Annotated in this window: 15 protein-coding genes; 9 read left to right on the forward strand and 6 right to left on the reverse strand. The window is 44.0% G+C overall.

Annotation, left to right across the window (positions count from 1 at the left end; all coding sequences use genetic code 11):
- The first annotated feature begins 18 nt into the window (after window positions 1-18).
- The gene (locus FSB76_RS05535; RefSeq protein ID WP_147052580.1) at window positions 19-696 is read left to right on the forward strand and encodes a LolA family protein; all 678 of its coding nucleotides are present in this window, start codon (window positions 19-21) and stop codon (window positions 694-696) included.
- 136 nt (window positions 697-832) lie between these two features.
- On the opposite strand, the gene FSB76_RS05540 is transcribed toward FSB76_RS05535, so the two are convergent.
- From FSB76_RS05540 to fabG, 4 genes are all read right to left on the reverse strand, one after another.
- On the reverse strand, window positions 833-1,984 hold the full coding sequence (locus FSB76_RS05540) for an acyltransferase family protein (RefSeq protein ID WP_147052581.1): 1,152 nt from the start codon (window positions 1,982-1,984) through the stop codon (window positions 833-835).
- A gap of 402 nt (window positions 1,985-2,386) precedes the next feature.
- Window positions 2,387-4,477: a hypothetical protein gene (locus FSB76_RS05545; RefSeq protein ID WP_147052582.1), complete on the reverse strand. Its 2,091-nt coding sequence runs from the start codon at window positions 4,475-4,477 to the stop codon at window positions 2,387-2,389.
- 76 nt (window positions 4,478-4,553) lie between these two features.
- Window positions 4,554-4,973 (reverse strand): energy transducer TonB, encoded by a 420-nt coding sequence (locus FSB76_RS05550; RefSeq protein ID WP_158642845.1) that lies wholly within the window; start codon window positions 4,971-4,973, stop codon window positions 4,554-4,556.
- A gap of 352 nt (window positions 4,974-5,325) precedes the next feature.
- Window positions 5,326-6,069, reverse strand: coding sequence for a 3-oxoacyl-[acyl-carrier-protein] reductase (gene fabG / locus FSB76_RS05555; RefSeq protein WP_090651241.1), 744 nt, complete (start codon window positions 6,067-6,069; stop codon window positions 5,326-5,328).
- A gap of 303 nt (window positions 6,070-6,372) precedes the next feature.
- Between fabG and purH the strand changes: the two genes are divergently transcribed.
- The 6 genes from purH to rodA all read left to right on the forward strand — a co-directional run bounded on the left by purH (window position 6,373) and on the right by rodA (window position 13,863).
- Window positions 6,373-7,902 carry a bifunctional phosphoribosylaminoimidazolecarboxamide formyltransferase/IMP cyclohydrolase gene (gene purH, locus FSB76_RS05560; protein WP_147052584.1) on the forward strand — a complete coding sequence of 510 codons (1,530 nt, stop codon included), beginning with the start codon at window positions 6,373-6,375 and terminating at the stop codon, window positions 7,900-7,902.
- A gap of 215 nt (window positions 7,903-8,117) precedes the next feature.
- The gene (locus FSB76_RS05565) at window positions 8,118-9,140 is read left to right on the forward strand and encodes a rod shape-determining protein (protein WP_090651245.1); all 1,023 of its coding nucleotides are present in this window, start codon (window positions 8,118-8,120) and stop codon (window positions 9,138-9,140) included.
- A gap of 95 nt (window positions 9,141-9,235) precedes the next feature.
- On the forward strand, window positions 9,236-10,060 hold the full coding sequence (mreC, locus tag FSB76_RS05570; protein ID WP_147052585.1) for a rod shape-determining protein MreC: 825 nt from the start codon (window positions 9,236-9,238) through the stop codon (window positions 10,058-10,060).
- Window positions 10,060-10,578, forward strand: a complete 519-nt coding sequence (locus FSB76_RS05575; RefSeq protein ID WP_147052586.1) for a rod shape-determining protein MreD — start codon at window positions 10,060-10,062, stop codon at window positions 10,576-10,578. The genes mreC and FSB76_RS05575 overlap by 1 nt, the downstream gene beginning before the upstream one ends.
- Entirely contained in the window at window positions 10,575-12,587 is a 2,013-nt protein-coding gene (mrdA, locus tag FSB76_RS05580; protein ID WP_147052587.1) for a penicillin-binding protein 2, read from the forward strand. The genes FSB76_RS05575 and mrdA overlap by 4 nt, the downstream gene beginning before the upstream one ends.
- Window position 12,588: 1 nt before the next feature.
- Complete coding sequence (gene rodA, locus FSB76_RS05585; protein ID WP_147052588.1) at window positions 12,589-13,863, forward strand: rod shape-determining protein RodA; 1,275 nt, start codon at window positions 12,589-12,591, stop codon at window positions 13,861-13,863.
- A gap of 222 nt (window positions 13,864-14,085) precedes the next feature.
- Here rodA and FSB76_RS05590 read toward each other — a convergent pair whose 3' ends face one another.
- The gene (locus FSB76_RS05590) at window positions 14,086-16,164 is read right to left on the reverse strand and encodes a TonB-dependent receptor (RefSeq protein ID WP_147052589.1); all 2,079 of its coding nucleotides are present in this window, start codon (window positions 16,162-16,164) and stop codon (window positions 14,086-14,088) included.
- 84 nt (window positions 16,165-16,248) lie between these two features.
- On the reverse strand, window positions 16,249-16,608 hold the full coding sequence (locus tag FSB76_RS05595; RefSeq protein WP_147052590.1) for an MmcQ/YjbR family DNA-binding protein: 360 nt from the start codon (window positions 16,606-16,608) through the stop codon (window positions 16,249-16,251).
- Window positions 16,609-16,650: 42 nt separating this feature from the next.
- Between FSB76_RS05595 and FSB76_RS05600 the strand changes: the two genes are divergently transcribed.
- The gene (locus tag FSB76_RS05600) at window positions 16,651-17,265 is read left to right on the forward strand and encodes a class I SAM-dependent methyltransferase (RefSeq protein WP_147052591.1); all 615 of its coding nucleotides are present in this window, start codon (window positions 16,651-16,653) and stop codon (window positions 17,263-17,265) included.
- A gap of 619 nt (window positions 17,266-17,884) precedes the next feature.
- A complete protein-coding gene (locus FSB76_RS05605; protein WP_158642846.1) occupies window positions 17,885-20,290 on the forward strand; it encodes a glycoside hydrolase family 31 protein in 2,406 nt (801 codons plus the stop codon).
- The last annotated feature ends 103 nt before the right edge of the window (window positions 20,291-20,393 follow it).

The following is a 20,393-nucleotide window of genomic DNA, read 5'->3' on the forward strand; positions in this document are numbered from 1 at the left end:
GTTGATGATAAAACAAACATGAAAAAAACAATCTTATACACCCTGTTAGCGCTAACTATCTGCACCAATGCTTTTGCCCAGAAAGATGCCCAGGCTAAAGTGATTTTAAACCAGGTAAGCGCCAAATACAAATCATACGATCTTATTAAAGCCGATTTTTCTTTCACCCTTGATAACCAGCAGGCCGGCGTAAAAGAAACCCAGACAGGTACGCTGATATCAAAAGCGAAAGCCGGCAAATACAGGGTTACTTTATACAGCTCAGCATCGGCAAAGGATGTGGATAAAGAGATCATCAGCGATGGTAAAAGCCAGTGGACTTACCTTAAAAAAGACAAAGAAGTACAGGTAGGCGATGCAGGCAAAGGCGGTGATGGGTTAAGCAATCCTTCGCAGATTTTTACCATCTACGAAAAAGGCTATAAATACCTTTACACCGGCGAACAAAAAATTGCCGGCAAAGCATACCAGGCTATCGACCTGACACCCGAAAACGAAAAAGCGAGCATTTTTAAAGTACGCCTATTGGTTGATAAAGCTAAAAAACAGATCTATAGCGCCCTTTTATTCGATAAAAACGGCAACAAATACAACTATGTTGTAAAAAGCTTTACCCCCAACGCTCCTATTGCCGACAGTACATTTGGCTGGGACGCCAAAGCACACCCCGGCGTTGAAGTGGTTGACCTGAGGTAGGTTGCTTTGAGATATGAAACTATATAAGAGCGGTGATTTTGGATCATCGCTTTTTTTGTTTTTAGGTATTCCGGTGTAGCGCGCTGCAAAAAAACGCTCATCCGGGAAGGCAATAGTCCTGCCCCGCATTTTTTCATCAGGCCGTTTCCTGCTTCCATCGCTGTAGCACCCTATCCCTCAACCGCATTGTTGGTCTTTCAACCAGGTATCTCAACACCAAAGCACCAACAATACAAGCGCAAAAACAACACAACATCATCAGGTTGCCATTTTTATCCAATCCGGCCTTCTCCAAAAGGGCCTGGGTAACGTGAATGATTAATTTATGGCTAAGATATATGCCGTAAGAAAGGGTAGCAATTTGCGATGTTACTTTCGATTTGATATGATACAAAAAATTACCCGGGCATACTATTGCCGCTACTATCAGCCCGTATCCTAATGCAATTAAAGGGTATCCCCAAATGGCGGTACTAAAGGCAGCCTGTGGTGTGCAAACAAAATAAGCCGCAATTAAAACCAGTAACCCAGCCAACATCACCATGTTGGCATATTTATTTATTGCTGCTTTAAAGGCCGGGTAAAATGTATAAGCACCGGCTATACCTACCCCAACCAGCAAGCCATCCAGCCGGTTTATAGTTGAATAGTAGATGTATTTATTAAAAAAAGCCCCGAAATGATCAGATGTTGACGCCGGTTCAACAAAGTGGTGCCAGTTGAAATAACGGATAGCAAAACCTGCCAAAAACAAAGCGATGAGCAGGTATATAGCTTTCCGTCCTCCCTTAAAATAGCCAAACAACCAGAACATTAGTGGCAGCACCAGGTAAAACTGTTCTTCTACACATAACGACCAGGAGTGGGTGAACGTACCTGTGTAACGATAATCTAAACCGAAATTAAATGTAAACGTCAGGTATTTCCAAAGCGGCGCCATTTGTTCGCGCTCGCGTAAAACCGGGAAAGCTGCATACAAGCCCAGTATTAACAGGTAAGGCGGAATGATCCTGAAAAAGCGCTTGGCAAAAAACTCCCGCATGGAAATCGCTTTCCCTTTTGCAACTGTACTAAAAAGCTGTCCCGCTATCAAAAAACCGCTTAAAACAAAAAACAGGTCTACACCTGTCCACCCGAAACCACCCACTTTGTTCTCCCAGTCCGGGTGTGCAAAAATCTGGTAATGGAACAATAAAACATAGGTAATAGCCAACGCCCGCAAGTGATCTAACCCTAACAGTTTGTGCTTACCTGATATATTTAACGGAATAGTTTCGGGAGATGACATTAGTGGGTTTTGTGTTTGAAAATACTTAAAAGATATGGGTTCGTGCGATTCCCTCCCAACGGGCTATTGTGTGTACACATCTTTTGGAAACTTATCAATAAATAGAAAAATGTCACTTCGAACGAACTGGGGCGGGCATTGAGCGTTGGCGTGAGGAGAAACTATACTTTACGTCATGCTTGCAAACTTGCGTGGTGCGATGCAAATTGTATAAGATTTCTCTTTCGCGCTCCCGCAAAACCCCACGCATGCTCTATCGAAATGACAATTTTCTTTACTTATACAGATGTTTACACACTGCACCCTCCGTTGGGAAGGCATCGTACAGCCACCTGCTTTTGGCTCCGGATTTTGTACCCTCTTGATTTCTTGACTCTTGATTCTTGACTCTTGATTCTTTCCCTATACCTCCCCTTCCCTTTTCCTTAAAAACCACTCACTGCTTAGCAAAATCACTATCAGCACAAACAGCCATTTTACATCAATGATGTCACTATAGTGTTTATCTTCATACACCACGGTTTTGATATTGTCGTTCTTGCGGATCATATCTGCAAGCCGGCTCAGCTGGTCAGGCCCCAACATTTGGCCGCCGCTTTGTTGGGCAAGCGCTTTTAACAATTGGTGATTGGCTGCGCTTTGGCGGGTTTCCAGGTTTAAAGCTTTAACGGTAAGCTGACCAGCTGCTTTAAACTGGCTTTTCCCGTTTTGGGTTGATGCAGTATAGCTGTACTCGCCAACAGGTAAGGCTCCGGCGTCTAACTGGTAACTTGAGCCACTGCGACTGAAAAGGAAGCTGTAGTTTTTGCCTGTGCTGCTTTTCAGGTCTACTTTTACATCCGGCGTATTAATTAATTCAAGTGCATCATTGTATAACTCGGCGTTCAGGATCACGTTTTCGCCCTCGTCAAATACGTTGCGGGCCGGGTAAACGCGGAAACGCTGGCGGTTGGTGTTGGCTGTTAAATACTGTACTGTTTGGCTCAACAACTCGTCTGTAGCATTGCGGTTGCCGAAGTTTTGAAACTCCGATAACTGCCAGCGCCAGATGCCCTCTCCGGTTAAAACAGCTGTGCGGTGGCCTCCCTCATCACCAAAAGCAAGCAACGGATAGCTTGTGCCAATGGCGCCAATTTTTTGCTTTAATAAAATGGAGGTGCCCGCGGCTGTTCCGTAGCTACCAAACGGCGCCAGCAATGGCGGTAAATTGCTGATTTTTTTACGTGACGAGTCGGACAGGGTAAAAGCGGCAAAACCAGCTTCGGGCAAGGCATAAACTTCCTGAGTTTCGCTGCGGCCGGCGCTTATCTTTACCACGCTTTGCTCAGCATTAAATGCCTGCAGGTCACTTTGCGAACCTAAAATATACCAAACCGGGGTTTTGCTTTGGGCAATGAATTTTTTAACAGGCGCAAGGGTACCTGCATTAATTTGGTATAATACAATAAGGCTGTAATCGGGCAATTTTATGCCGGTCATATCAGCCAGTAGCGCTGTTTTCACCTCGTAATTTTTATTTGTCTCGATAGCTTGTTTAATGACCGTGATATCAGGGTGCGCGCTTTGATAAAGCACCAACACTTTTTGGCGGGCATCCAATACATCTACATAAATAACTTCGGTGTTATTTTGGGTTGATAGTTCGTTTTTAACCGGGGCTATGTTGATGGTGAATTTGCGTACTCCTTTTTTATCGGCTGTTAACTTAACAGGTACAAGCTTCTTAAAATCGGCACCGGTTACCGGGATAGTTTGCGAGAATACTTGCCGGCCATCTTCGGCAACGGTTAAATGGATATCTTCGCCTTTGCTTTGGTAGGCGGCGGTTAATACCTCTACCTCAAAATCGTTACCTAAAAAAGCGGTTTTATTATAGTTCACATTACCAATCAACAAATCGCGTTTGGCTACCGTGTCGCCAAGGGCAATGGCATAAATACTCGTCTTGATGTTTTTGGCTTCATATTGCGGATCGTTACCCTGGTTATATAAACCATCGGTAGCTAAAACCAGCGCACCAATGTTTTGGTTTACAAATTTGTTGTTTAGCTGGTGCAGGGCATTTGCTAAATCGGTTTGCTTACCGTTGAATTTATTAGATAAACCATTATTCAGGTCTTTATCAAAATTAAACTCCTGCACATCGTATTTATCGCCCAGCTGTTCTTTAAGTTTTGCAAGATCACCTACCAGTTTACCGGCATTAAAACCGGGGGCTTTAAATGTATTGATGGATGATGAATTATCCTGCGCTATCAACACCAAAGGTTTCTGGGGATCGTACTTGATGGATTTTACCAACGGAGATACCAGCAGCATCGCGATAAAAAAAACCACCACCGCGCGGATAACCGACAGCCCGTACCTGTAATATTTGCCAAGGTTTACCGGTTGCCGGTAAAGCAGCCAGGCATATACAATTCCTAACAGCAAACAGGCGGGCACCCACCATCCCGAAACCGAACCCCATGTAAGTGAAAATAGAAATAGCATATTATAAGTGATACGTATTACGTTGTACGTTTTACGTTATGGTGCAATATCAGAAAATATGCCGAATTGCAGGGAATTAATCATCACTTCCCAGGCAGATTGTAAGCGGCAGAGCATACCAGGTAGCTACAGGTTTGCCGTTCAGCCTACCGGGTTTCCATTTTACAGATTCGATTATTTTAAAAACCTGATCGGCAAATAAATGCTTATCGCCGGATGGGTCTCGCATAACTGTTTTATTGTCGATACTTCCGTCTGGTTCAATAACAAAGTTCACAATTATTTTACCAGCATAATCAGCGCAAGTATTAGGGAATTTCAAATTTCGGGAAATCAGCCTGGTCAAATCCCCTAACCCTCCAACAGGTTCAGGAGGTTTTTCAACTGAGTCGTAAACATGCCTCTCCGCTTTCTTTTTTGCTGATACTTTTTTATTTTGTCCATAGCTTGCAAAAAAAACTAAGCATATCAATGAAGTAAGCAGGAGTGTTTTCACGATTCAAGTAAAATTGAAGCTTTATAAAATTAACTACTTTCGGCCTTTAATAGTATGATGGTAAAAAACAATATTGTGCTAATGCGCAGGTTTACTTTGTGCAGCTGAAAGCTGCAACCATGTTTAACCACGAGGTAAAACCTCGCGACAGCGGAGTAGCTGAAGTTGCCAGAAGGCAGCTAAAAGCTGCAACCATATTAGTCACGAGTTGAAACCTCGCGATAGCGGAACCTAGAAGACTGGTGAGAGGTTTACAATAAAAAAGGCAAGCTTTACGCCTGCCTTTCTTGTTGTATTTTATTAGCCCGCCATGCGAGCTTTTGAATTTTTACTTTTGAATTTTTACTTACAATTATAACATCCCACCGTCAACAGGAATAACCTGCCCGGTGATGTAGGTTGCCATATCTGATGCCAGGAAAACGCAGGCATTGGCCACATCTTCGGTAGCGCCGGCGCGTTTAAGCGGGATGGCAGCAGCCCAACCTTCAACAACTTTAGGATCTAATACTTCGGTCATTTCTGTTTTGATAAAACCGGGCGCCACAACGTTGGTACGGATATTACGTGAGCCTAATTCTTTAGCCATTGATTTGGAGAACCCAATAATACCTGCTTTTGAAGCGGCATAGTTGCCCTGCCCGGCATTACCCTGCACACCAACAACCGAACTCATGTTAATGAACACACCGTTACGGTTTTTCATCATGATTTTTGAAGCGGCTTTGGTTACGTTGAAGATAGATTTCAGGTTAACGTTCATCACTTCGTCCCAGGCTTCTTCGGTCATGCGCATCAGTAAACCATCTTTGGTGATACCGGCGTTGTTAACCACAATATGAAGGGTGCCAAAATCGGCAATAATATCGGCTATCAATTTTTCGGCTTCGTCGTATTTTGAGGCATCGGAGCGATAACCTTTAACCTGTGTGCCAAAGCTTTGCAATTCCTGCTCTAAAGCCTGTCCTTTTTCAACAGACGACAGGTAGGTAAAAGCTACATTAGCGCCGTGCTCGGCAAATTTTTCGGCTATTTTACGGCCTATTCCTTTTGATGCACCGGTGATAAGTGCGGTTTTTCCTTCTAATAATTTCATTTATGTACTATTTCGGGCGGTGAAGTTAGTTATTTATTGTGAAAAGTCCGAAAGTCGGGAAAGTCCGGAAGTCTGAAAGCAAAAAATATTCAGGCTATAAATTCTGAAAGACCGGAAATCCGAAAGCAAAAAAAGATCGTGTTATAAATTGTAAAACCCGATATCGAGAGCCGATAGTAGTGCCTGATTTGTAAAACTTTAATTAAACTTTCGGACTTCCGGACTTTCCCGACTTTCGGACTAATTTCCCTTCCCGACTAACAAAAAATATCACTACCTTTGCGGCTCAAAAAATCACTGTAAATGAGCCAGTCTGTTCAAATAAAAAATGCTTTAATTTCTGTTTACTACAAAGACAATTTAGAGCCTATAATTCTCGAGTTAAATCGCCTTGGTGTTAATATATATTCTACCGGTGGTACCGAAACTTTTATCCGCAATTTAGGGGTAAATGTAATACCTGTTGAAGACCTTACCTCGTACCCGTCTATATTAGGCGGCCGTGTTAAAACCCTGCACCCTAAGGTGTTTGGCGGCATTTTGGCCCGCCGTAGCTTTGATAGTGATGAGAAACAGCTGGCCGAATACGAAATTCCTGAGTTGGATTTGGTTATCGTAGATCTTTACCCTTTTGAAGAAACTGTACAATCTGGCGCAGGTGCCGAAGACGTGATCGAAAAAATTGATATCGGCGGTATTTCCCTGATCCGTGCCGGTGCAAAAAACTTTAAAGATGTAACCATCGTTGCTTCAAAAGACGACTACGGCATATTGGAAGACATCCTGAAAACACAGGATGGCGTTACCACTATCGATCAGCGTAAATCATTTGCGCAAAAGGCATTCAACATTACTTCAAACTACGATACACACATTTTCCAGTATTTTAACCAGGAAGAGCCGCTACCGGTGTTTAAACAAAGCATCCTTACCAGCCAAACCTTGCGTTACGGCGAAAACCCGCACCAGAAAGGTACGTTTTATGGTAACCTGGATGCCATGTTTAACAAACTGAACGGTAAAGAGCTTTCATACAATAACCTGGTAGATGTTGACGCGGCAGTTGCGTTAATTGACGAATTTACCGGCGAGCCAACCATTGCCATATTGAAACATACCAATGCCTGCGGCATTGCTTCGCGCTCGTTTATTAAAGAAGCCTGGATTGATGCACTGGCTTGCGACCCGGTTTCGGCTTTTGGTGGTGTAATTATTGCCAACGATGAGATAGACGCCGCTACCGCTACCGAGATTGACAAGATATTTTACGAAGTGCTGATTGCGCCTGCCTATACAGACGAAGCAGTACAAATATTACAGGCAAAAAAGAACCGTATTATTTTAGTTCGCCAACCGGTTGAATTACCTGTTAAGCAATTTAAAACCTTGCTGAATGGTGTTATTGAGCAGGATAAAGACGCGGTTATTGAGGGCCCGGCACAAATGACCCCGGTTACCAACCGCAAACCAACTGAGCAGGAATTAAAAGATTTGTTTTTTGCCAATAAAGTGGTAAAACACACCAAATCAAACACCATCATATTTGCCAAAAACGGCCAGCTGATGTCAAGTGGCGTTGGGCAAACCTCAAGGGTTGATTCGTTGAAACAGGCCGTTATTAAAGCCAACAGTTTCGGCTTCGATCTGAATGGTGCAGTGATGGCGTCCGACGCGTTTTTCCCGTTCCCTGATTGTGTGGAACTGGCTGCCGAAGCCGGTGTTACCGCGGTACTGCAACCAGGCGGATCAATAAACGATAAACTATCTGTAGCCATGTGCGATGAAAAAAACATCTCGATGGTAACTACAGGAGTGCGTCATTTTAAGCATTAATTTTTGAAAAAAAGTGAATGGTTGATTGAGTTGATTAGGTGAGTGGTTAAGAAAAGTGCGGAGTGTATTTAACTTAATCAACATAATCAACCCAATCCAACTAAATCAACTTCCTAAACAATAAATATTAATTTTTAACGCTTTTAATTGCAAGTATGTAATTTTATTAAGCGTATTTTTATAAAATTTGCAGATTATTTCAAGGGAAACATTAGATGGGTTTATTTAACTTTTTTACACAGGAAATTGCTATTGATTTGGGTACTGCCAATACCCTTATTATACATAATGATAAAGTTGTTGTTGACGAACCGTCCATCGTGGCGTTCGACAGGACTACCAACAAGGTTATTGCCATTGGGCGCCAGGCCATGCAAATGGAGGGTAAAACACATGATAATATCCGTACTGTTCGCCCGCTTAAAGATGGTGTAATTGCCGACTTTAACGCTGCCGAACACATGATACGGGGCATGATAAAAATGATAAACCAGGGTAAAGGATGGTTCTTCCCATCGTTACGTATGGTTATCTGTATCCCATCGGGTATTACCGAGGTTGAGAAACGTGCGGTGCGCGACTCGGCCGAGATTGCCGGCGCCAAAGAGGTTTACCTGATACATGAGCCAATGGCTGCCGCAGTAGGTATTGGTATTGATGTGGAAGAGCCTATGGGTAACATGATCATTGATATTGGTGGTGGTACTACCGAAATTGCGGTTATCGCTTTATCGGGTATTGTTTGCGATCAGTCTATCCGCGTTGCTGGTGATAACTTCGATTCGGACATCGTTCAATACATCCGCCGCCAGCATAACATCATGATTGGCGACCGTACTGCCGAGAAAATTAAAATTGAAGTTGGTGCCGCACTGCCCGAACTGGCAGATCCACCGGCTGATTTTGCAGTACAAGGCCGTGATTTGATGACCGGCGTGCCAAAACAGATCATGGTATCGTATACCGAAATTGCGCATTGTTTAGATAAATCTATCTCCAAAATAGAAGAAGCGATATTAAAAGCGCTGGAAATTACCCCGCCCGAGCTTTCGGCAGATATTTACCAGACTGGCATTTACCTAACCGGTGGTGGCGCCTTATTGCGTGGCCTTGATAAACGTGTGGCAGCCAAAACCAAACTGCCCGTTCACGTAGCCGAAGACCCATTGCGCGCCGTAGTACGTGGCACAGGAACCGCCCTTAAAAACATAGGTAATTTTAAATTTTTAATGCAGTAAATTAGATATGAGATATTAGATGTGAGATATGAGACATTGACTTCAGTGTTCTTTTATCTCATATCTCAAATCTCACATCTCAAATCTATCTCCCGATGCGTAACCTCTTGATATTTATCACTAAGTATAACGCGTTTTTTTTATTCCTGATTTTTGAGGTGAGCGCGCTGCTTATCTACATCAAATATAACTCTTTTCAAAAGGCTACGTTTATCAGTTCGCAAAACCAGGTTACCGGCAGTTTATATGGGCAGGTAAGCCAGTTTAAGGGATATTTATCTTTAAAGGATGTAAATGACAGTCTTGCACGCGAAAACGCAAGGTTACGGGGAATGCTTAAAACATCATTTTATGTTGATACTACCGAAAAGCATAAAGTTGTTGATACTGTTTACAAACAGCAGTACACTTACCTGGTAGCCCGTGTTATCAATAATTCAACCAACCAATCTAATAATTACATCACCATAAACAAGGGCAGCAGGGATGGCATAACTAAAGATATGGGTGTAATTTGCGGTGCGGGTGTGGTGGGTATGATAGCCGATGTAACAGACCACTACGCCATTGTAAAATCACTACTGCATTCAAAAAGCCAGTTTAGCGCAATGCTGGTAAAAGATAAATCTGTTGGCTCATTTATATGGGGAAACGATCTTAATCCGCGTAAGGGTTTGCTAAGCCTGCAAAACGATGCCAAACCCACCATGGGCGAAATGGTGGTAACATCAGGTTATTCGCTTTTCCCAACCGGGATCCCTTTTGGTAAGGTAACCAATCTGCATGCCAAAGAGGGCGGCTTGCTGCTTAATGTAGAGGTTGGCCTTGCGGTTGATTTTACCAAACTGCAATACATATACGTGGTAGTTAATAAATACGCACAGGAACAAGCCGGACTGGAGGCCGCAGCAATTAAATAATGGGCCGTACTATCATCATCAATGTAATCCGCTTTTTGTTATTGGTGTTTATGCAGGCATTTTTGCTCAAAAACATCACTTTTTACAACCTGTCTACCCCTTACTTTTATATCCTTTTTATACTGCTACTGCCTTTCGAAATACCGAATGTGTTGCTGTTTGTATTATCATTCCTGTTAGGCCTTACGGTAGATGCCTTTTATGATACACCCGGCCTGCATGCTTCGGCCTGCGTTGTGCTGGCGCTTGTTCGTATTCTTTTCATCAATATAACCGTGCAAAAAGAAGGGTTTGACAACGAGCCGGAACCAACCCTGAGCATTATGGGGTTCAGGTGGTTTTTCACGTATGCGGTGATACTTACTTTTGCCCATCATTTTTTCCTACTAACCCTTGAAGTATTCCGGTTTTCTGAAATACAATACACACTAAGCCGCGTTGTTTTAAGTTCAATATTTACGGTATTTTTGATACTTGTTTCGGGCCTGCTATTTTTCAAAAGGAAAGAACGTAAATGAATAATTTTTTTGAGCGTCGCTACGTCATCACCGGTATTTTTGTAGCTATAATTTTAACGCTGCTGGCCAGGCTTTACTATATCCAGATAGTTGACGACCGCTACGCCATTTACGCTACCAAAAACGTTATCCGCAGTTTTATCCAATACCCTGCCCGCGGTCCCATTTTAGATAGGAATGGTAAAATACTGGTACAAAACGTACCTATTTACGATATCATGGTAACGCCCAAAGATGTAAAACCCTTTGATACCGTTGCATTTTGTAACCTGTTGGGCATTGATAAGGATGGCTTTAACAAGCGCTGGATAAAAGCCATCAAATATTCGCCTAATAAAGACTCCCCTTTTGAAAAACAAATATCGGCCGAACGCTTTGCTTCGATACAGGAAAAAATAAACGACTTTACCGGCTTTTATGCATTGCCCCGTACTGTACGTACTTATCCCGATTCGGTTGCAGCGCAGTTTTTAGGTTACATTGGTGAGGCGCAGGACCGCGATATCAAACGCTCCAACGGTTATTACCGGCTGGGCGATTATATTGGAATAACCGGCGTGGAGAAAGCTTACGAAAATGTTTTGCGCGGACAGCGTGGTGTTAAAAACATGATGGTTGATTCGCGCGGGGCACAAAAAGGCTCATTCGCCAATGGCGCTTTTGATACGGTGGCACGTACCGGCGAGCGACTTACTTCCTCGTTAGACATCGAACTACAAAAACTAGGCGAACAGCTGATGCAAAATAAGCTGGGCAGTATTGTGGCCATTGAACCATCGAGCGGCGAGATACTGGCTTATGTAAGCAGCCCTACTTATGACCCTAATCTGATGGTTGGCCGCGAGCGGGGTAACAACGCTGCCAAAATGTATAACAACCCGTATAAGCCGTTTTTCATCAGGCCTATACAGGCGCAGTATCCGCCGGGCTCATCATTTAAACCATTAAGTGCGTTGATAGCTTTGCAGGAAAACATTATCTCCCCTTCAGAAACATACTATTGCACCGGGCATTACAGGGCCGGCAACCGGCTGGTACCATGTAACAATGGCGAAGCTCACGGTACAGTTAACATGGGCAGGGCGGTAGCCGAATCATGTAACGGTTATTTTTCGATGGTGTTTCAACGGATATTGGAACGCAGCGGAGCCAAATATACCGAAGCAGAATTTACAAAGTGGAGGGCCAACGTAATGAAATTTGGTTTAGGCGCCCGGCTGGACCTGGATATGCCTGCTGAAAGCCGCGGAAACGTACCAACGCCACTACATTACGACAACGTTTATAAAAAAGGCGGCTGGCGTGCCAGTACCATCATTTCTTTAGCCATAGGCCAGGGCGAGTTGTTGGCAACCCCATTACAAATGGCCAACCTGGAATGCACTATTGCCAACCATGGTTTTTTTTACAAACCACACCTCATTAAAGCCATTGGTACCGAAAATGTTATTAAGGCCGAGTATACCAAAAGAAATTATGTGGGTATAGATTCGCAATACTTTGAACCGGTAATAAATGGGATGCAGGCTGTGGTGGAAGATGGTACCGCCCGCCGGTCAAAAATTCCGGGCATTATCATGTGCGGCAAAACAGGTACAGCGCAAAACCCGCGTGGCGAAGCTAACTCAGTATTTGTAGCCTTCGCACCGCGCGAGAACCCTAAAATAGCCATTGCCGTTGTTGTAGAAAACTCGGGCGAGGGTGCGCATTGGGCTGCTCCTATTGCCAGCTTTATTGTCGAAAAATATTTAAGGGGTAAGATAACGCCACGCGAATCGGGCATTACGGTTGATTATTTTGCCAATGCCAACCGCATGCCCGATTTAACGCTTTACGCCCTGGATTTGAAAAAGGAACGCATGCGCGATAGTATCCGCGCGGTAAAAGCCGACTCCATAAAAAAATTCAAGGCCGACTCCATAAAAAAGGCGGCACGTTTAAAAACGGCAAACAATAACAAACCGAATAACTGGGGCAATTTATTAGCAGGCAGGGGGGCTGGCAAATAGCATGAATAACAATAATAATAACCAGCGCAGCTTCTTTTTTAATGTTGATTGGGTTACGGTATTCCTATACCTTATCCTGTGCACTATAGGCTGGTTCAACATTCATGCCGCCGTTTTTGACGAAAGGCATCCAAGCATCATAGATGGGGCCACCAATTATGGCAAGCAATTTATATTCATCATTGTGGCTGTGGTAATTGGCATGATTATCCTGCTGTTAGAGAGTCGTTTTTTCAGCGCCCTGTCTCCGGCTTTCTACGTTGTAACCGTGCTTTTGTTAATGGTTGTACTGGTTATTGGCCGCAATGTTGGCGGTAACCAGGCCTGGATAAACCTTGGCGGTGGTTTCAGGCTACAGCCATCGGAGTTTGCCAAGTTTGCTACCTGCCTGTTATTGGCCCGGTACCTGAGCGGGCCGAATATCCGCGTCACCGATCCAAAATCATTTATGGCAGCTGGGGCTATCATCGGCTTGCCCATGATATTGATTATGCTGCAGCCGGATACAGGTTCAACACTTGTATTTTGTTCGCTTATCTTCGTACTCTACCGGGAAGGTTTATCACCTTACTTCCTCATCGTAACCGGTTTGCTGATTACGCTTTTTGTGGTGGCCCTGCTGTTTAATCCCTTGCATATCATCATTGCACTGGTGGCATTTACTGCCCTGGTTATCTTTTTATTCAGGCGTAACCGTAAACTCATCAGTACCATGCTGATAGGGCTTGCTATCTCCATCACCTTTGTATTTAGTGTTAAATTCATTTACACCAGTGTATTAAAACCGCACCAAACCGACCGTATCAACATCATTTTGGGCATCACTACGGATTTAAGGGGTAAAGGATATAATGTAAATCAATCTAAAATTGCCATAGGGTCGGGTAAAATGTGGGGTAAGGGTTATTTACATGGCACCCAAACTAAATACTCGTTTGTGCCCGAACAAAGTACCGATTTTATTTTTTGCACCATAGGCGAGGAATGGGGCTTTGCGGGCTCACTTGCGTTATTAGGCCTTTATATTTTCCTCATTCTCCGGGTTATCTTTATCGCCGAGCGACAGCGATCGCCATTTTCGCGCATCTATGGCTATGGCGTGGCATCGGTGCTCTTTTTTCACGTAGTAATCAATATTGGTATGACGATTGGGATAGTACCCGTTATTGGTATTCCGTTACCATTTATAAGCTACGGCGGCTCATCATTATTAAGTTTTACCATCCTGCTTTTCGTGCTCATCAAGTTCGATTCCAACAGGATGGGGATCATTTGATTTTGGATCTCGGATGTTCGATTTGGGATTTAAAAGCCGACATGCAGTCAAATTATACAAATCTGCTTAGTAATCCAGGTTTAAACAAAATAAATAGCCGCTTTTGGAGGCGAGCTGCAAATAAAATAAATCCGAAATCGAACATCAAAATAAATAGCCGCTTTTGGAGGCGAGCTGCAAATAAAATAAATCCGAAATCGAACATCCGAAATCCAAAATCCTCTACAACCTCACATTCATCCCCACATTATAATTCCTTAAAGGCGAAGCGTTATAATACCTGTTCCCTACTGCGTTTAAATCATTCCCGAGGCTGTATTTTTGGTTCAGGATGTTATCCGCGGCAGCAAAAATTTCCAACCTTGTTTTACGGCCTATGGTTGGTTGCCAGCTAACCCTGGCCTGTAACAGGTTATAATGCCCGGCGTATACTGTACTGGCATCATTCAGCGGGATTTTTGAGGTGTAGTTATGCTGCGCAAACAAAGAAAGATCTGCCGGGAATTTCAGCTGCAGGCTGGATACAAACACATGCCTTGGCACACCCGTTAACCTGTTGCCCGAGTAGCTGGTGCTGGTAACCGTGTAATCGCGAAAAGTAAACCCGCTGTAAGTATATGATTCATTAAACTGAAGGCCCCGGATAAAATGGGTGCTGTTCTGGCGGATAATCCAATCTGTAAACGATAGCTCAAAACCAGGCTGATTGGTGCCGCCGGCATTGATGTAGTGCTCTGTTTCGTCGGCATTTAAACGGCGTACAATGGCGTTGCTGATGCGGTAATAAAACACCGATGCGTCAAGCAATAAAGTTTCGTCCTGGTTGCGCAGACGGAAACCGGTTTCATAGTTCCAGCCGGTTTGGGCCTGCAGGCTGGTATTTACAATATTATCAGTAGGCCGCACCTCGGCAGTGGTTGGTGTAGAGTAGCCACGGCTTACTGATGCCCGCCAAATGAAGTTATTGGTAAGCTGGTAGCTTAAGGCAAGCCTTGGCATTAATTGCGGTGTAAAATTACGGTTGGTAAAACTGCTTTGGTTAAGCGGGTAAATGTTTTTAAAATCATAGTCGTACCAGTTCAGGCTCAAAGCGGCCTCGGCATGCATACGTTTAAAAAGGTCTGCCGAGTACCGGCCAAAAATAAAATGCTGATTGGTATGAATATTATCGCTGGTTTGGGTGGTATCTTTTACGCCCTTTTTATTGCCATAATTGCTGATCAGCGAATTGGTTTGCTGCCACTCAATTCCCAGATCGGCTTTCCAGTCCAGGTTTTCCTGGTGATTGCCGGCCAGTTCAAAATAGGTACGTAATCCGTACGTATTCTCGCTGCGCTGCTCATAATTGGTAATAAATGGGTTGGCAAAATCAACATGGTTGCCAAAAACAGATAGCACGTTCCTGATCCTGTCGCTTAAATGGTATTCGTTAGTCAATCCGCCTAAATACACTTTGGTGGTAATGCCAATTTGCTGTTGTATTGCGCCTGGCAAAGTAGGTGTTGGCTGGCGTGCCAATGTTGGGTTGGCGGTAAACTGTGCCAGGTTTAAACCACCCGGCGTTTGGTAGGCCAGGTTGGAGTATAAACCCAGCACTTTTAACTCGTTTTTACCACTATAGTTCCATTTATCGGACAGTTGTATGTAATTTCGGTGCGTATCGCTATGTTGCCTGTAACCATGATAGGTTTGAAAACTTTGGCTGATATTAAACAAATTTGCCCCGGAATGCTGCTGAAGGGTAAGCTTTTCGTGGAACAAACCATAGCTGCCAGTATTAACGCCCGCCGTTAAGTAACTACTATCATTATAGCGGTTAATAGAACTTAGCAAAACTACCCCGCCGGAGTTGGCGCCGAACAAACTGCCATCGGGGCCTTTTAAAATTTCGATACTGCCTATGCTGCCTATATCTATAGCATTCAGGTAAGTATTGCCCCCTGCATCAGTTAAGGGGATCTCATCAAAATAAATTTTCACATCCCTTACCCCAAATGGCGACCGTAACAAGCTGCCGCGGATGGATAAACGGTAACTCCCCGGCGAACGCTCCTCGGCCCGGATACCCGGAACAGTATTTAAAGCCGTAACAAATGAATTATCGGGTTGTAGTTTAAGTTGTGCACCCCCCAATACACTTACCGAGGCAGGTACACTTAACACTGGCTGTTCGCTCAGGTACCCACGCACAATTGCGGTTTTAAGGTGAGTTGTATCTTTGAATTCCGTTTTTTGGATTTGGGCGGTGGCATTTATAGTTATAGCGAGGACAAGAAAGCAGCTCAGGTACAATTTTATCATATAGTCAAATAGGTAGGCAAAAGTAATTGTTTTAACGCTAAATCGGCGTTGTGTTTTGGTAACAAGTTAAGCGAAAAGCAGTATTTACCCGGCTGATATCATTGCTTCATATTCCTTTACCAGTTTTTTTGTTGCCCGGGCAAGATAGGCGGTTATCAACAGGTTTTTCACGTCATCCGGAGATACCGTTTCAAGGCATATCAGCATGTATTTGTAATTGAGATAATGCGGAGTAATAAAGAATGTGTGAGGATCGCGCTCCATCCACTTTTCACGTTCGGTGGTGTGGATACCCAAAAGCTCTTTTCCTAATTTCACACTGGTGAAAATTTTGCCATTTACATAAAAGGCCGGATCTTCAAAGCACATTTTCTCGGTAACACCGGGCAATGGCAGTAAAAAACCACGCATAAACTGCATGAAGATTGACATATCTGTAGCCATAATTAAAGTTAAGTAATTTTCATATTATTCTTAATTTTCGCCATGCAAAATCAGCTCAGGCAAACATTTGGCAATATTGATATTTACCTGTTCGATCAATTATTGAAAGGCCGGTTTGATGACTGCAAAACTGTATTGGATGCCGGCTGCGGCGGCGGCCGAAACCTGGTTTATTTTTTACAAAACGAGTTCGAAGTTTACGGGGTTGATCAAAGCGAGGCGGCTGTTGATGCGGTTAAGCAATTATCTGCCACGTTAGCGCCGGCTAATCCCCTCTCAAACTTTGCGGTATCGGGGGTTGAAGATCTGCCTTATCCTGATAACACTTTCGACCTGGTTATTTGCAGCGCGGTTTTACATTTTGCAAAAAGCATCGAACATTTCGACAACATGGTACACTCGCTTTGGCGGGTGCTTAAACCCGGCGGCTACTTTTTTGCCAGGCTGGCATCCGATATCGGCATCGAAAACCTGGTAAAACCTGTTGATAACAATAACCGTTTCCTGCTACCCGATGGTTCTGAGCGTTTCCTGGTAGATGAACAAATCCTGCTGCGCTATGGCTTTGCGCTAAACGGTACGCTTTACGAACCTATAAAAACAACCAACGTACAAAACCTTCGGTGTATGACTACATGGTGTTTGCAGAAACGTTGAGCATGCTTTGTGATGTGGTTAAAAACACACCATCGCTATCACAAATGCTAAAATGGTTTAGCTACCAGCAAACATCGGCTTTGAACGCAGGCAAATACTCACCCGACATCGCTGCGCTCGTCACCCTCTCTTCGCTGCGCGTAAAGAGGGGCTTGAATAGTGGAATATTATGTCGGGCAAATCCATCGACGTAACGAATGCTGAAATGTTTTAGCTATCAACAAACATCGGCATTGATGGCTCCTCCGCTGTTCGAAGTCTCTGACTTCGAACGATTATGCCTGTAGTTTAAAACTACGGTGGTTCAGCCCAACGCGATGAAGAGCAATATAACTTTAATATTTTCTCTCACAATCCTGTAGTCTGGAGACTACAGGCATAATGGTTCGAAGTCTCCAACTTCGAACAACACAGTAAATTAAACACCGTTCAAGCCCCTCTATGCGGCGAAAGCCGGAGAGAGGGTGCCGTTCGCCAACGGCGGACCAGCGGGTGAGTCTTCGCCTCACTGCAAATATTTTTTCTCCAATTAAAAAAAGTACCTATATTCACGTTTTCAAATTTGGTGTTATTCCTACACTTATTATAAACTAATTTACTGCTGTTCAATATGTTTAAAATGTTACCCACCTTAAATGCAAAAATAAAACAATCGATTGCGTTGTTTATTTTGCTGGCAGGCGCCATGGCCACTCTTACTGTAAACGCTACCGTTAAATCCTTTAAAAAAGGGGCGGATGGTGTTACCTTTTCTTTAGATAAAGGCCTGATGAAGGTACTTGTGCGCAGTGCCGACATCATCGAAGTAAAATATACCATTTTTGATGCCTTTGAAACCAAGCCATCGCTGGTGGTGGTTAACAGCTGGAAAACACCTGCTGCCTACCAGGTAACAGCAACCAAAACCGAAGTAATAATTACCACGGCAAAAATGAAGGTAATAGTGAACAAGGCCACCAATGCCATTACTTATACCGATTTAAAAGGCAATGTAATTACTGCCGAAGACAGTGAAAACAAAACAATAACACCCGCAACTATTGCCGGCATCAGTACCTATAATGTAAGCACACAGTTTACCTCGCCGGTAAACGAGGCGCTTTACGGCTTGGGCTGCCACCCCTTAGATTCTTTATCCATCAACTATAAAGGCCGCAACCAGGAATTGCTAATCAAATACCTTACCGGCGCTATCCCGGTATTATTATCAACCAAGGGCTATGGTTTACTTTGGGATAACTATTCGGCGTCAAACTTTTATGGCGCCGAGGCTGATAACACCAAATTTAAATACGTATCTGAAAGTGGTAAACAGGTTGATTACTACTTCTTCTACGGCCCTTCTTTTGATCATATTATCGATTCATATCGTACGGCAACCGGTCGCGCACCAATGTTTGGCAAATGGGCTTTCGGGCTTTTCCAATCACAAGACAGGTACATGAGCGAAAAAGAAATATTGACTGTTAAAGATAAATACCGTGATAACCACATCCCGGTTGACGTAATTGTACAGGACTGGTACTACTGGGATCCATTGCCAATTGGCTCGCACGTGATGAAGCCCGAGCGTTATCCTCACCCAAAACAAATGGTTGATGAATTGCACAAAGCAAACATCCATGCCATGATCTCGATATGGCCTGTATTTGGCAAAGGTACCCCCAACTACGATGCGTTGGAAAAAATGGGCGGCTTAACGGATATTACCTGGGATAACGTAGTTACCCATACTTTTGATACCTACTATGATGCCCATAACCCCAAGGCCCGCGAATTGTATTGGGATCAGGCACGTGATAGCCTGGTGAAACGCTACGGTTTTGATGCCTGGTGGATTGACCAGTGCGAGCCGGATAACGGCGCTTTGCTTGATGCCCGCCGCCAAAGCAACTTTAGCATAGGTAAAGGGATTGATTATTTTAACACCTACTCATTACAGCATACTAAAGGTGTATACGATGGCTGGCGCAGGGATATTCCGGGCAAACGCGCTTTCTTTTTGGTAAGGCAATCATTTGCCGGCGAACAGCGTAATGCCGCCACCTTATGGTCAAGCGATATTGAGTGTACCTTCTGGAATTATAAAAACCAGGTGCCGCAGGGTATTAACGCTTGTGCATCGGGTATCCCCTACTGGACATCGGACATAGGTGGCTACCACTTCCATTGGAAAGCTGCCGACTGGTCGCAGCCGGATAAGCGCGAACTGTTTACGCGCTGGTTTCAGTTTGGCGCATTTTGCCCCATCTTCCGTATCCATGGTAAAGGCGAGCGTGCATTATTTAGCGACAACTGGGATGCCAATACCAAAGCCATCCTGTTGAACTTTGATAAACTGCGTTACCGCCTGCTGCCGTACATCTACTCGCTGGCCGGCAAGGTAACTACAGAAAACTATACCATGATGCGTGCCCTGACGTTTGATTTCAGGAACGACGAAAAAGCTTATGGCATACCAGACCAATACATGTTTGGCCCTGCCTTTATGGTTAACCCGGTTACCGAGCAACTGTATACATCGGCCGATGCTGATAAAAAAGCTAAAGCGCGCCAGGTTTACCTGCCCGCAGCAACCAAATGGTACAACTTCTGGAATGGAGAGGTTTTAGATGGCGGCCAAACCATCAGCGCTGCCGCTCCTATCGAGATATTGCCGCTTTATGTAAAAGCTGGTTCTATTATCCCAATGGGTCCGCACATGGAGTATGCTACCGAAAAACCAGCCAGTAACATCGAATTAAGGATATACCCCGGCGCAGATGGTACCTTTAAGTTGTACGAAGATGAAAACGAAAATTACAATTACGAAAAAGGCGCTTTTGCCACCATCAACTTTAACTGGAATGATAAAACCCGTAAGCTAACTATATCAGATACCAAAGGCCATTTCCCGGGTATGCTAAAAAACCGCACGTTTAATATTGTGTTGGTTAAAGGCGCGCATGGCTCGGATGTAGAGGTTACAGCCAAAGCCGATAAAGTGGTTAAATACAGCGGCAAGGCAATGATTGTTAATATGTAATTGACAAAATTATTGTCATTTCGAACGAGGAACGAGGAGAAATCTTGTACGCCCTGCATCCCAAAAAGCTTATCAGCATGCAGGGCGTAAAAGATTTCTCCTC

Origin of the sequence: Mucilaginibacter ginsenosidivorax (assembly GCF_007971525.1) — a bacterium.
Taxonomy (GTDB): domain Bacteria; phylum Bacteroidota; class Bacteroidia; order Sphingobacteriales; family Sphingobacteriaceae; genus Mucilaginibacter; species Mucilaginibacter ginsenosidivorax.

What these genes read in the sequence shown, in the direction of transcription:
- FSB76_RS05605 (WP_158642846.1), top strand. Translation starts at nt 17,885, where the DNA reads ATGTTACCCACCTTAAATGCAAAAATAAAACAATCGATTGCGTTGTTT.
- FSB76_RS05540 (WP_147052581.1), bottom strand. Translation starts at nt 1,984, where the DNA reads ATGTCATCTCCCGAAACTATTCCGTTAAATATATCAGGTAAGCACAAA.
- mreC (WP_147052585.1), top strand. Translation starts at nt 9,236, where the DNA reads ATGCGTAACCTCTTGATATTTATCACTAAGTATAACGCGTTTTTTTTA.
- rodA (WP_147052588.1), top strand. Translation starts at nt 12,589, where the DNA reads ATGAATAACAATAATAATAACCAGCGCAGCTTCTTTTTTAATGTTGAT.
- FSB76_RS05600 (WP_147052591.1), top strand. Translation starts at nt 16,651, where the DNA reads ATGCAAAATCAGCTCAGGCAAACATTTGGCAATATTGATATTTACCTG.
- FSB76_RS05535 (WP_147052580.1), top strand. Translation starts at nt 19, where the DNA reads ATGAAAAAAACAATCTTATACACCCTGTTAGCGCTAACTATCTGCACC.
- FSB76_RS05575 (WP_147052586.1), top strand. Translation starts at nt 10,060, where the DNA reads ATGGGCCGTACTATCATCATCAATGTAATCCGCTTTTTGTTATTGGTG.
- FSB76_RS05590 (WP_147052589.1), bottom strand. Translation starts at nt 16,164, where the DNA reads ATGATAAAATTGTACCTGAGCTGCTTTCTTGTCCTCGCTATAACTATA.
- FSB76_RS05565 (WP_090651245.1), top strand. Translation starts at nt 8,118, where the DNA reads ATGGGTTTATTTAACTTTTTTACACAGGAAATTGCTATTGATTTGGGT.
- purH (WP_147052584.1), top strand. Translation starts at nt 6,373, where the DNA reads ATGAGCCAGTCTGTTCAAATAAAAAATGCTTTAATTTCTGTTTACTAC.
- fabG (WP_090651241.1), bottom strand. Translation starts at nt 6,069, where the DNA reads ATGAAATTATTAGAAGGAAAAACCGCACTTATCACCGGTGCATCAAAA.
- FSB76_RS05595 (WP_147052590.1), bottom strand. Translation starts at nt 16,608, where the DNA reads ATGGCTACAGATATGTCAATCTTCATGCAGTTTATGCGTGGTTTTTTA.
- FSB76_RS05545 (WP_147052582.1), bottom strand. Translation starts at nt 4,477, where the DNA reads ATGCTATTTCTATTTTCACTTACATGGGGTTCGGTTTCGGGATGGTGG.
- mrdA (WP_147052587.1), top strand. Translation starts at nt 10,575, where the DNA reads ATGAATAATTTTTTTGAGCGTCGCTACGTCATCACCGGTATTTTTGTA.